The organism is Flectobacillus sp. BAB-3569 (genome assembly GCF_002270355.1).
GTDB classification, from domain to species: domain Bacteria; phylum Bacteroidota; class Bacteroidia; order Cytophagales; family Spirosomataceae; genus Flectobacillus; species Flectobacillus roseus.
The window spans coordinates 152,262-165,436 of the sequence record NZ_NJFZ01000006.1; the positions used below are offsets into that span (position 1 = coordinate 152,262).

Sequence of the window (13,175 nt, forward strand, 5' to 3'; positions counted from 1 at the left end):
CAACTAAAAATACTTATATTTACTGTATCTTTAGTCCTGAATTTATAGGACACTGTCCTTTTTCGGCCTTAATTTTTTGTGAGATGTATTCTTGAAAACAATTACTTATCTGAAATTCCCTTATACGTAAAATTTATCAATTAGACATTGTAACACCAACCTCCAATGGAAAATAAAGAAATCCAAAAGCTATTAGATTTTATTGCTCAATCAACTCTTGATGAGGTAAACATCGAAACTTCTGAGTTGAAACTTTCAGTAAAGCGTTATGGTCAAGCGCCAGTGGTGCAACAAGTGGTAGCAACTCCAGCACCAGTAGTAGCGGCAGCTCCAGTTGCAGCTACTGCGGCGGCGGCTCCAGCAGCGGCGGCTCCAGCAGCTCCAGCAGCAGCTCCAGCAGCAGCTTCTAACCGTGTGACTATCAAGTCTCCAATGATTGGTACATTCTACCGTTCTTCTAGCCCAGACTCTCCATCATTCGTTGAAATTGGTTCAGAAGTGACAAAAGGTAAGCCAGTTTGTATCATCGAAGCTATGAAATTGTTTAACGAAATCGAATCAGAAGTATCTGGTCGTATCGTTGAAGTATTGGTAGAAAACGCAACACCTGTTGAGTTTGACCAACCTCTTTTCGTAGTTGAACAATAAGCCAACCATATTGAATTACCCCATCTATTTGGTTTTATTTTTCAATAAGTCAAAAACTCTCTTATCGATTAGTGAGTTGTTGTTGCAATAACACATCGATAAAGATGTTTAGTTGAGTTTATAACTAAAGCTAAAGAATGTTTAAGAAAATACTTATCGCCAACAGAGGTGAAATTGCCCTCCGCATCATTAGAACATGTAAGGAGATGGGCATCAAAACGGTAGCGATTTATTCTACTGCTGACCGTGAAAGCCTTCACGTAAAATTTGCTGACGAAGCTGTGTGTATTGGCCCACCGCCAAGCCGTCAGTCGTATTTGAATATCCCTGCGATTATTTCAGCAGCCGAAGTTACTGGCGCTGATGCTATTCACCCAGGATATGGTTTCTTGTCAGAAAATGCTGAGTTCTCTCGTATTTGTTCTGAATATGGTATCAAATTTATTGGTGCTACTGCAGAACAAATCAATTTGATGGGTGACAAAGCTACTGCGAAAGCTACCATGAAAATTGCTGGTGTCCCTGTAATTCCAGGTTCGGAAGGCTTGATTGATACAGTAGAAGATGCTAAGCGGATTGCGAAAGACATCGTTTACCCTGTTATTATCAAAGCTACAGCTGGTGGTGGTGGTCGTGGTATGCGTATTATCCGTCATGAAGATGAGTTCGAAAAGCTTTGGAATGATGCCAAAATGGAAGCAGCCAACGCTTTTGGAAACGATGGTATCTACATGGAAAAATATGTGGAAGAACCTCGTCACATCGAAATACAAGTTGTAGGAGATCAATACGGAAAAGTATGTCACCTTTCTGAGCGTGATTGTTCTATCCAACGTCGTCACCAAAAACTTTGTGAAGAAACTCCTTCGCCTGCACTTACTCCAGAACTTCGTGAAAAAATGGGTGAGGCTGCAATTAAAGGGGCTTCTGCTATCAAATATGAAGGTGCTGGTACAATTGAATTCCTAGTGGATAAGCATGGTGATTTCTATTTCATGGAAATGAATACTCGTATCCAAGTAGAGCACCCAATCACTGAAGAAGTTACAGATTTCGACTTGATTAAAGAACAAATTAAAGTAGCAGCTGGTGTACCTATTTCAGGACAAAACTATACGCCAAAATTGTATGCTTTAGAATGTCGTATCAATGCTGAAGACCCTGCGAATGGATTCCGTCCTTCGCCAGGTAAAATCACAAATCTTCACTTACCAGGAGGCCACGGAGTACGTATCGATAGCCATGTGTATGCTGGTTATACAATTCCACCAAACTATGACTCTATGATTGCGAAAGTAATTGTTTCGGGTCAGAGCCGTGAAGAGGTATTGTTGCGTATGAAACGTGCTTTGCAAGAGTTTGTAATCGATGGTATCAAAACTACGATTCCTTTCCATATCAAATTAATGGATGATGAACGATTCAAGTCTGGTCAATTCACAACAGCCTTTATGGAAGGTTTTGATTTGAAAAGCTTGTAATTGATTGGATTCAATTAGCCATAAAAAAGGGTTCTGTGTATGCAGAACCCTTTTTTTATAAATTAGATTTTTCTTCGAAAAGCTTTTCTATGGTTTCTCGATATGATACCCCCAATGGGATTTTCAATTTATCCAAAATTACGTGTCGAGATGATATTCCTGTTACTTTGAAACGAGGCACTATATATGATTTATGTACCCTAATAAAGTTGAGCGGTTGTAATTTAATCTGTAAGTCGGAAATCGACTCACTGATTAGCACAGGCTTCTCTTTACTAAAAATTCGAGTATAAGCGCCTAATGCTTCGATATACTGAATGTCATTTACAAAGAACTTTAAAGACTCTCTACCTGCCTTTAAGAAAATAATTTGTTCTTCCTGAACAACAGGTTTTTGAGAAGCTTTATTCTTGATATTGATATTGTCAATGGCTCTATTAACAGCTTTTAGGAATCGCTCAAAACTAAAGGGTTTGAGTAGATAATCTGTTACTCCTACATCAAAAGCCTCCATAGAATAATCGGAATGACTTGTAGTAAGAATAATCTGAGGAGGAGCTTCAAGCGTTTTAATGAGATCTAATCCAGAAATTTCGGGCATTTCAACATCAGAAAATAGAATATCGACCTTTCCTTGATGCAACAAAGGAATGGCTTCAATGGGATTACTAAAAACTTGAACGATTTCAAGATGCGGTAACCTCTTGATGTTGGTTTCTAAAATTTTTTGAGCGATGTCATCGTCTTCTAAAATGACACATCGATAAACTGTCATGAATTAGGTGAATTATTCTGTTGTTAAATTGGCTAGAATGTACGGCGACTTCTAGAATGCAATTAGGAAAGGTTTGGCTAAAATTGACGAAAAGTTGGAAAAACAATTCATGAGAATGGTTTTCTACATCGCAACTTACGGGATTTTTGTTAGAAAATGAAATATAGAAGAAGGGAATTTAACAAAATTCCCAAGACATACTCAAGTTTTGAGCACATCTTGGGAATTGTATAATTTTCAAAAAGTAAGAATTAAAAATTCTTTAACTTAGACGAATTACGGTATTAATGATAATCTTAATGTCGAGTACTTAAACGAATCACAATGTTTATAAACTACTTAAGCTAATTTGTCTCATTTTATGATTTCTTAGGCGGTCAGATATTTAAGGGTATTGAGTAAGGATGTAATTGCATTACAAAATTACATTTTAATATTGATGTTGAATATTGACATATGCCTGTAGCTCACCAACACACAAATTATCCTATGAATTGATGAACTAATGTATCAATTAAGACCTTATTATTTATGAACTGCACAAATATCCCACGAACGTGCAGTGGTGTCAATTATAGATGGTAATTTTGGACAATAAATCACGAAGATATGAATAAGTTTTTTTTACAAGTTGGAGCTATCTTAGCTGCCCTATCGGTTGCACTTGGTGCATTTGGGGCGCACGCGTTTAAAGCAAGCCTAGAGGCGATTGGTAGAACAGAAACCTTCGAAACGGCTGCTCGCTACCAAATGTATGGGGCATTGGGGTTGTTGGCTGTAGGAATATTGTCTGGAACATTCAAGCATGCTTTTGTAAGATATGCAGGCAATGCATTATTGGTAGGGACAATTATTTTTGCAGGAGCCTTGTACATGATTTGTGCTACAGGAGTCACTATGTGGGGAGCGGTTGCCCCAATCGGAGGTACATGCCTAATGGTAGGCTGGGTGTTGCTAGCCTTGGGAATTACTAAAAGCAAGTAAGTATATTCCTAATTTAGTGAATTGAGATTGAGTGAATGAGTGATTATTTTTAATTTGCTTTTTTCTTGTAGAGGAGCAATGTATTGCGTCTGAAGAGGTATCATTTTAAAATATAGTCATGAGTCATCCCAAATTTTAGAATTAGGTATATTCTCCAACTTTTTATCAAAAAAAGCGGTCGAAAATTGTTTTTAGACTCAAAGTATTGTGTCTCTACTGCTAGGATAAGATTTTAAAATAATCACTCATTCACTCAATCTCAACTCACTAAATTGTTAATGAATCAGGACTTGCTCCAAACTCGCCCATACGATTTCACCCATTGTTTTGCACTTCAGAAATCTATCTGATTGATACCACCTAGCTAGTTCTTTTTTGAGGGACTCGGTATTATCTACAGAGGCAATTTCATCTCTCGCCATTACTGACATCAGCTCGTACATCCGCTGTTGCTCTACTCTCAATCTTCCTGCTATGAGTGATCTTTCTTCAATCTGGTACTGTTGAACAGACTCTGAAGTCATATATTTCATCCCAATTTCGACCAAAGGATAGTTTTGTTTAAAATACTGAGGCATATATACCGAACGTTTGCCTTCGTAACTTTGCTGGTCAAAATCTATAGCCCTTATACGGTAAAATACTTCTTCAAAGTCGGGCGTGATGTCTATAATGAAATTTGAGGAGTGCATATCTCCCAGTAGTCTCACAAAGCATCTTTCATTAAACTTTACAAACTCTTTAGCCAATCGACGATAATTTACCTCTTCATAACTAGGTAGTTGCTTAAAGAATAAATCTCCAGGAATACCAATGATGTGTTCTTCTACGACTGTATCCTCGAATGTGAGATAACTCATTCTATTGGGAGATAGTAGATGTTCTAGTTCCATGCCATATACTCGCGAGGAATCTGCACGCTTGACATAGAAATAGTCGAAGTTATCGTTCATTTTATTGACAATTCGAATGCGAAATGGCTGTGTGTTGCCATAAGTACATAAATCAATCCTATCGACATTGAGGTGATTAATAACTTTTTCGTCACCATCAGTACGTAAATCAGCATAGATTTTTTTTAATCCTTCATACACAAAATCAATGTCATTGTGTGGATAAAATACCGTTTGCCAAAGCGTATCATTGCCAAACTTGTCATATAAACTTATAGCATTTTCAAATCTCAACAAATCAGAATACTGTAAAGGCATGGCTATCTCACGCCCATATTTAATCAAATATTTTCTGAGCTGGAGATTAATTTTGAATGGAAGTTTCTTTTTTGAAATAAGAGCCATATTGCAAGATTTAGGCTGTAAACATCTTCTTTTTCAAGACTAAAATCAAGAGTTTTATTGGTAAAAGGTATAGGTGTCCAATAAATTTTATCTACATTACATCTAGTCGATAAAATCTAAATCCTTATCAAATGTTTCCTCAGACATATAAGATGCCCAGAGAGCAGCGAAGTTACAAATACACCCCACTATCAATGCTGCATAAATCAGACCCACATGACCCATTAAAAATTTAAAGCCTAATGTAATAAGAATCAATGCCCCACGAACGAAGTTGGGTACTGTTGTAGTCACTGTTGCACGAATATTAGTACCAAACTGCTCTGACGCCATAGTAATAAATACCGCCCAATATCCTCCTGAAAAGCCCAAAGCAAAACATAGGAAATAAAAAATCGTAGTACTTAGTCCATGAACTAATAAATAGATACCCATCAGGATTATACTAGAGCCTACAAACCAGTAAATCGTCTTTTTACGACTTTGTAAAAATTGACTTACGAGTCCGCTAAGAAAATCACCAGATGATAGTCCCGCATAACATAAAATCACCACTGTACCTGCTTTAATTTCACCCTGAACACCAATAGCCTTGCTAAGTTCGGGCGCTACCAACACAAGAATACCTACCGTGTACCAAACAGGAAGACCTATCAAAATACAATAGATATATCTTTTGAGCTTATTCGAATCGGTGAATAGGCTAAGAAAATTGCCTTTCGGTGCGCTTTTTTCAATGTTTTGAAATAATGACGATTCCATGGTACCAATACGCAATAGCAATAATGCTAACCCCATAGCACCGCCGATATAATAGGTCATACGCCACCATTCTGGGTCGGTACTCAAGCTTGCTATGTAGGCAGCTGTTACGGCACCTAAAGCCCCAGTTCCTGCAATGAATAAGGCTCCATATCCTCGTTTTTCTTTTGGTAAAGATTCGTTCACTAAAGTTACTCCAGCTCCTAATTCGCCTGCAAGACCAATACCTGCCAAAAATCTTAGAATAGCATATACGGTTAAATCTTGTACCATTCCATTAAAAGCATTGGCTAAGGAATACAATAGAATAGAGCCAAATAAGACAGATTTACGTCCACGCTTGTCACCCAAAATGCCCCAAATAAGTCCACCCAAAAGCATGCCTGCCATTTGTATGTTAAGTAGGCGCAGTCCTTCTGAGAGTTGTCCGTCTTTATCGAGTCCGAGACTGGCCAAGCTAGCGTTTCGAATTACCCCAAAAAGAATGAGATCATATACATCCACAAAATAGCCCAGAGAAGCTACAAGGATTAACAGTTTGGCATTTTTTGAAATAGTAGTTTCCTGCATAGAGATAGGTTTTATGTAAAGGAAAGATTCATTCCGAAAATAAGAATTTTAACAGTCTATAACAAAAAAACTACCGATTATCTATATAATCGGTAGTTTTTGTATGAAGTGTTATTTTACCATCTTGAAAGCATTTGCGAACGATGGGCGTCTAATTTTAGAAAAATAAATAATAAAATAGAGAACGACCAAAGAGATGAGCCTCCATAGCTAAAAAATGGCAGCGGAATTCCAATTACTGGCATCAAACCGATAGTCATACCGATATTGACGAGAAAGTGGAAAAATATGATGGAGACGACCCCATATCCGTAGACTCGCGCAAATCGGGATTTCTGTCGGTCTGCGAGATAAATAAGCCGTAGCATCAAGCCAATAAATAAACCGACAACAGTTAGGCTTCCTGCAAAACCAAACTCTTCACCTACAGTACAGAAAATGAAGTCGGTACTTTGTTCGGGTACAAAGTCAAACTTAGTTTGTGTTCCCTGCAAATATCCTTTACCAAGCAACCCACCCGAGCCAATCGCAATTTTGGCTTGACGAACATTATAACCTGTTTTCTTACGGTCAAAGTCAGGGTCAACTAAAACTCGGATACGATTACGCTGGTGTTCTTTTAGCACATTATTAATCGCCCAATCTACGCCTGTCACAAACAAACCCATACAAAAGGCTACACCTAGAATAGCTAATATATTTTTGGTTTTGCGTTCATAACGAGGCATTGCCCAAACAACTAAAGCAGACACTACCGCTAAACCGATATAAATCTGCCATTCCTCAAAAATGAGAGATAAAATAAATAGCGTTACCACCGCTAAGAAAATAGCAGGATACATACCTGGAAGCCCCTCACGGTACAATAGAATCAAGAATGACGCAAAAACTAAAGCAACCCCTGTTTCGTTAGACGCCAAAATCAATATTGGCGGAATTGCAATGATGATAGCTACATTGAGCTGGTCTTTGAATCTGGATAGATTGGTGAGTGGCGTACTCAAATATTTTGCCAGTGCCAAGCAGGTTGCCATTTTAGAGAACTCGGCAGGTTGTAACTGAAAAGAGCCTATCCTGAACCAAGAGTGCGAGCCTTTCACCTCTGTTCCTACTACGAGTACTGCCAGCAACATGAATAGGAAAAATCCATAAATAGGAAAAGCAAAAGTATCGTAGAAACGATGGTCGATAACCAAAATGGCAATTATGAGCAGAACTGTTGTTCCTATCCAAATGAGTTGTTTTCCTGAATTGGTATCAAAGAAACCGTCATCAAAAATCCAAATTGGGTGCTCAGGATTATAAATTGCCGCGTAAATATTGAGCCAGCCTGCTACAACACAAAGTATATATATTAACACGGTCACCCAGTCGAGGTTGCGCGATATTTGTTCTTCTCTTTTCAAGGTCTTATTCTTAGAAATGCTAAATCAATTTGTTTGGTACACTTGAGTAAAGGGTTTTGAAATCACTTCGGATATCGAATTGCGGAAATGTAACCTACTTTCCATTTTCCTATTTTTCTGAAATGTCAAATCTGTAATGAATTGAAATCTTTCAGCCCTAATTACTCTTCTAATCTTAATGTGTTTTCTTAGGTACTATTTTCTGATTTTTAGGTAAAACCGCTTGTGGTTGCATCGGAATCTTGAATATAGGAGCTTTTGGTTTATTTGCCTGATCTAGTTTGAATAACTCTTCTTTCAGGTTGCGTAGCTGATAGTCTTCGATAGTCGAATCTTTTTCTACCGTTGCTTTTACCTCTTTATTTGGTTTAGCTGAAGCACTTTTTGCACTCAACACATTGGCCAAATAGCTTTTATTCATCCATCGAGTTTCCATTGCTTTACGTTCTACTTTGCCTTTCAAGTATTTTTCAATACAAAGCGATGCAATAGGAGCCGAGTGTGTTCCTCCAAAACCTGCATTTTCGATAAATACAGCAATAGCAATTTTAGGATTTTCTCTTGGAGCAAAAGCGATAAAAATAGCATGGTCTTGCCCATGTTTATTTTGAGATGTACCTGTTTTACCACAAATCTGAATATCGCTTAGGCGTGCTTCGGCAGCCACAGTACCTGCATTTACCGCGCCAACCATTCCTTCGATAACAGGTTCAAAATGGCGACGATCTATACCTACTGAAATATGCTCTTTGTATTTGTTATCAATGTTTCCAGCTTCATTAATTCCTTTTACAAGGTGCGGGCGAACATACCAACCTCGGTTGGCGATGATAGCAGCCACATTAGCCATTTTGAGCGGGTTGATGACAATCTCCCCTTCACCAATACCCACAGAGTAGATATTAGAAAATTTCCAGCGAAGAGGGCCTTTATATACTTTGTCGTAATACTCGACACTTGGCAGTTTTCCTTTTGTTTCGTTTGGTAAGTCAATCCCTAATTCTTGTCCAATACCAAACTTGCTAGCCATGTCATTCCAACGTTGAAGACCAACGGCCGATTTTTTGAAAAGATTTTGCTCCTTATTGTTATAAATGATTCTTTTGAAAACATTATAGAAATAAGGGTTACAAGAGTTTTTGATACCTAGTTGAATAGACGAAGATGTTCCACCACAGTGACACTTCATAGGTACACCTGCGTGACCAAATCCAGTGCTTGGGCTAATTACTCCCAATTGCAAACCAATCAATGCTTGGATCAACTTAAAGGTCGAACCTGGGCGATAATAAGCACTCGGTGGGCGGTTGATAAGCGGGTGTAATGGGTCAAGGTTGAGCGTTTGGAAGTATTTTGAGAAAGTCCTTCCTGATAGTTTACTAGGGTCATAAGTAGGAGCCGATACCATCGCTAAGATTTCGCCAGAGGATGGCTCAATTGCCACCACACTTCCTACTTTGTGTTGCATCAAACTATCAGCAAAATCTTGTAAGGCAATATCTACCGACGAAATCAAATTTTTGCCAGCAACAGGTTCTCTATCAAATTCTCCATTTTTAAAAGGACCTTTTTCTACGCCACGGCTGTTGACCATCACGTATTTTTCGCCACGTTGTCCTCGCAGTTCGTCTTCATAAAATCTTTCAAGTCCAGTAACACCTACATAATCTCCTTGTCGATAATATTCGTTACCTTTTTCCTGTTCTTTCAAGAGACGCTCAGGGCTAATTTCGCCAACATACCCTAAGGCATTTGCCATACCTTTTGATTGATAAGTACGCAAAGAACTAATCTGGAAAGAAAACCCTGGGTAGTCTACCATAGCATCTTGAACACGTGCATATTCCTCTTTGGAAAGCTGACGTAAAAACAAAGAAGGTCGTACAGGAGAGTAAATTCTTGCTAAGTGAGTCAAGCTATCAAACTCACTGCGGGTAATGTCAAAAAGTCTACAGAATTTTAAAGTATCCTGAACATGTGCTTTTTTGGGCGTAATGTACAAATCATACACAGGGGTATTATAGACAATCAACTTTTTGTTGCGGTCATAAATCAATCCTCTGAAAGGAACTTGTACAATTTTACGAATAGCATTGTTTTGAGCATCTAACTTGTAAGTCTCGTCAATAACTTGCAAATAAAATAGCCTTCCGATGTAAAGTATGGCGATAAGGATAATGAATCCTTGGATAAATCTCTTTCTAATCTCGTCCACTGGCTTTAAAATGATTTTAGGGATATATAGAAAATGTTTTCTACTTTCTGGAAAATTTGACTGGCTAAAAGCGTTTTAATTGCTAACCAATCTGTAAATAACCAACTAACTATTACTATTTTTTGTATTTTGAGTAAAGGCTTGGTTGGTATCTGATTATCAAATATGAAATACTCATTTAAACAAAAACAGACCTGTTTTATAGTTTAAACGGAAAAAACTATCTGAAGGAACATAATTAAAGTACAAAATTTGCTGTTTTTCAATAAATTGTCAACAAACTCATTGAGAATCAAAACATAATTTTGCGATACGATCTTATTCTTTGGGAAGACTACGAATTAATAAATAAATCGCAGCAAAAATGAATAGCAACGAACAGCCAATAGAATACCAAGGAGTAGTGGTATGGAAGGTTTTATCAAGCCAGTTGCCTAACAGTACGCCACTCGCAATGGTGATAAGCATTTGGCTTCCTGCTCCCATATAGCGCATATACTTGTTGGAATTTGGCGAATCGTTTGACATGAAAATAAAGAAAAAAGGTTGTTCGACGTCGAAAATAGAATGGTACTTTTCCGTTGGGATATAATAAAAAAATCCCAAAACGAATGTTTGATATACCTGTAACAAAAATACTTAATTGGCACGGAATCTGATAATAAAATCTCGTTATTTTGCGTTAAACCCCTTGTTATTCAAGATAGACTTGCTCTATTAACTTGGGTTATTGTTTTGAGTACTTTGAATCTTATCTTAAGAACCACCAAATTGACCTATATTTGTATTTTGGATGGGGAATCAATCAAATCATTGTAGTTTTTCTGCATAGCTACTTCACATGAATAGAATACCGTTACTTTTAGTACTTGCCATATTTTTGTGCCTAGGAGGATGCTCCCAATATAGCTCTTCGCCTATCAGCGTGGGATTCCATAATCTTAATGCCAAATACAATGCGCTTTTTCAAGCTAATCAAAAATTGTTTGAGGCCGAAAAAAAGCTATTTGAAGACCGTCACGATAATTACGCCCAAATCCTTCCTGTTTTATTGCCTATCGATTCGGTCGTAGCTAGCACCGTATCAGCTGAACTGGCTGCCGTTATCAAAAAAGCATCAATGGTGGCCGAAAGACACCAAAACTCTCGTTGGCTCGATGATGCCTATGTACTCATAGGGCAAGCTCGCTTGATACAAGAAGATTATAAAAATGCCATCGAAACGTTTAAATATGTCAATACCACTGCCGAAGATGATGATGCTCGTCAGGCAGCGCTGATTGGACTGATGCGTGCTTATGTCGAACAAGGTGAGTTTACTACTGCTTTGAGAGTTGCCGAGTTACTACGAGAGGAGGACTTGAACAAAAATAATACAGCGAACTTTTATTTGACAAAAGCGTATTTACATCAACTCAAAAAGGAATATGCTACTTCTGTGGCTATTTTGGAGGAGACCTTTCCATTGCTTCCTAAAAATGAGCAAAAAGCTAGATTATATTATGTAGCAGGTCAGATGTATGAGCTTTTGGAAAAATTTCCTAAATCAAGCGAGTGCTTTACTAAAGTTGCTAAGAATAGACCTTCCTATGATTTAAGATTCTATGCCTCGTTGAATAGCGCATTGGTCATGAACCAAAAAGGTAATTTTGAAAAATTATTAAAGGATGGCAAGAACAAGGATTTGTCTGATAAAATTTATGAGGCTATGGCTTCGGCAGAAATGCGACAAGGGAATACAGCCAAAGGAATTGCCTTATTGAAAAAATCTGCGAGTATCAGCAAGGATACAAAACAATTGCCTTACACGTATTTGACGTTGGCGGATTTATATTACGACAAATATGCAGAATATGAAACGGCTTTTGCCTACTACGATAGTTGTCTTTCATTATTACCTAATACTGATGCTGCTTTTGCGAAAGTAAAGCAAAAACAACAAGTGCTAGGAGAGTTTGTGAAGCAGATGAATATTGTCAAAACGGAGGATTCTTTACAAAAACTCTCAAAGCTTACTCCTGCAGAATTAGATAAAGTTTTGGAAAGAGCTATTCGCCTAAAGAAGGCTCAAGAGATGGCCAATTTGGCAAAAGCTAAAGAAATTGTAGCTGGCTCGACCGCCACTGCCAAAGATCCATTTGCGGCTTCAGGCAAAACAGATTGGTATTTTTCTAATGCTATGTTGGTAAGCCAAGGTCGTACCAACTTTACGAATCGCTGGGGGAATCGCCCATTGGAGGACAATTGGAGAAGAAGTAGCCGTGACGACGCAGCCTCTTTTGGTAGTTTTAATACTGCAAGTACTGAAAATACTTCCGCCTCAAAAAACACAATTGAAGGCATAAGTGACAAAGAATTAGCGACAGAAAAAGCACTCATGAAAACCAAAATTCCATTTAGTGCAAAGGCGCTCGAAACTTCACAAATCAAACGACAAGATGCGATGTTTGAAGTGGGTAAAATCTTTAAGTTGAGTTTAAATGAGCCTAAGAAGTCTATTGCAACATTCAAACAGTTACTTTCGGAATACCCAAATTCAATTCACGAACCTGAGGCACTGTACTTTTTGTATTTGTTACACGAAAATAACCCAACAGAAAAAGTAGGCTACAGAAAATCACTCTTTGATAAGTTTGGTGACTCGTATTTTGCAAGAATGTTAAGCCGTGAAAATATTGTAGAGTTAAGCTCAGACAAAGAAACGGAAGCACAAAAGCTTTATACCGAAGCATACCAATACTATCAACAAGGTAATTTCGCAGATGCTTTGTCATTTGTAGATACGGCCTTGAAAGAGTATCCCAATAGTCATACAGAGGATAAATTGGCATTTTTGAAAGCGTTGTTATTAGCTAAAACTCAAAATTTTGATGGCTATGTAAAAGCATTGAATGATTTTATAAAAGATTATCCTAAAAGCCAATTGCTAGGTCTAGTGAAAGAGAATTTAGCGGCTGCGAAGAATGCTAAACCATAGTTTTAACTTTTGGCAAAAGAATATTATTAATCTGTCGATTTTTAGAAAGTATAGACGAA

10 protein-coding genes are annotated in these 13,175 nt (G+C 37.8%); 4 read left to right on the forward strand and 6 right to left on the reverse strand.

The genetic code is table 11. The annotated features are described in order from the left end of the window. Window positions 1-165: 165 nt before the first annotated feature. Both accB and accC read left to right on the forward strand, forming a co-directional pair. The gene (accB, locus tag BWI92_RS06480; RefSeq protein ID WP_095161303.1) at window positions 166-648 is read left to right on the forward strand and encodes an acetyl-CoA carboxylase biotin carboxyl carrier protein; all 483 of its coding nucleotides are present in this window, start codon (window positions 166-168) and stop codon (window positions 646-648) included. A 137-nt stretch (window positions 649-785) separates the two neighbouring features. Then, window positions 786-2,129 carry an acetyl-CoA carboxylase biotin carboxylase subunit gene (accC, locus tag BWI92_RS06485; RefSeq protein WP_095161304.1) on the forward strand — a complete coding sequence of 448 codons (1,344 nt, stop codon included), beginning with the start codon at window positions 786-788 and terminating at the stop codon, window positions 2,127-2,129. A gap of 55 nt (window positions 2,130-2,184) precedes the next feature. On the opposite strand, the gene BWI92_RS06490 is transcribed toward accC, so the two are convergent. Then, window positions 2,185-2,904, reverse strand: a complete 720-nt coding sequence (locus tag BWI92_RS06490) for a LytTR family DNA-binding domain-containing protein (protein ID WP_095161305.1) — start codon at window positions 2,902-2,904, stop codon at window positions 2,185-2,187. A gap of 609 nt (window positions 2,905-3,513) precedes the next feature. On the opposite strand from BWI92_RS06490, the gene BWI92_RS06495 reads away from it, so the two are divergent. Beyond that, window positions 3,514-3,888 carry a DUF423 domain-containing protein gene (locus BWI92_RS06495; protein ID WP_095161306.1) on the forward strand — a complete coding sequence of 125 codons (375 nt, stop codon included), beginning with the start codon at window positions 3,514-3,516 and terminating at the stop codon, window positions 3,886-3,888. 275 nt (window positions 3,889-4,163) lie between these two features. Here BWI92_RS06495 and BWI92_RS06500 read toward each other — a convergent pair whose 3' ends face one another. The 5 genes from BWI92_RS06500 to BWI92_RS06520 form a co-directional block, all read right to left on the reverse strand. After that, entirely contained in the window at window positions 4,164-5,186 is a 1,023-nt protein-coding gene (locus BWI92_RS06500) for a hypothetical protein (RefSeq protein ID WP_095161307.1), read from the reverse strand. Between the two features lie 102 nt (window positions 5,187-5,288). Further along, complete coding sequence (locus BWI92_RS06505; protein WP_095161308.1) at window positions 5,289-6,518, reverse strand: MFS transporter; 1,230 nt, start codon at window positions 6,516-6,518, stop codon at window positions 5,289-5,291. A gap of 116 nt (window positions 6,519-6,634) precedes the next feature. Then, window positions 6,635-7,924 (reverse strand): rod shape-determining protein RodA, encoded by a 1,290-nt coding sequence (rodA, locus tag BWI92_RS06510; protein WP_095161309.1) that lies wholly within the window; start codon window positions 7,922-7,924, stop codon window positions 6,635-6,637. 175 nt (window positions 7,925-8,099) lie between these two features. After that, window positions 8,100-10,139: a penicillin-binding protein 2 gene (gene mrdA / locus BWI92_RS06515; protein ID WP_095161310.1), complete on the reverse strand. Its 2,040-nt coding sequence runs from the start codon at window positions 10,137-10,139 to the stop codon at window positions 8,100-8,102. Between the two features lie 318 nt (window positions 10,140-10,457). Continuing rightward, window positions 10,458-10,745 carry an AtpZ/AtpI family protein gene (locus tag BWI92_RS06520; protein ID WP_141234702.1) on the reverse strand — a complete coding sequence of 96 codons (288 nt, stop codon included), beginning with the start codon at window positions 10,743-10,745 and terminating at the stop codon, window positions 10,458-10,460. A 235-nt stretch (window positions 10,746-10,980) separates the two neighbouring features. Between BWI92_RS06520 and BWI92_RS06525 the strand changes: the two genes are divergently transcribed. Next, window positions 10,981-13,116, forward strand: a complete 2,136-nt coding sequence (locus BWI92_RS06525; protein WP_095161311.1) for a tetratricopeptide repeat protein — start codon at window positions 10,981-10,983, stop codon at window positions 13,114-13,116. The last annotated feature ends 59 nt before the right edge of the window (window positions 13,117-13,175 follow it).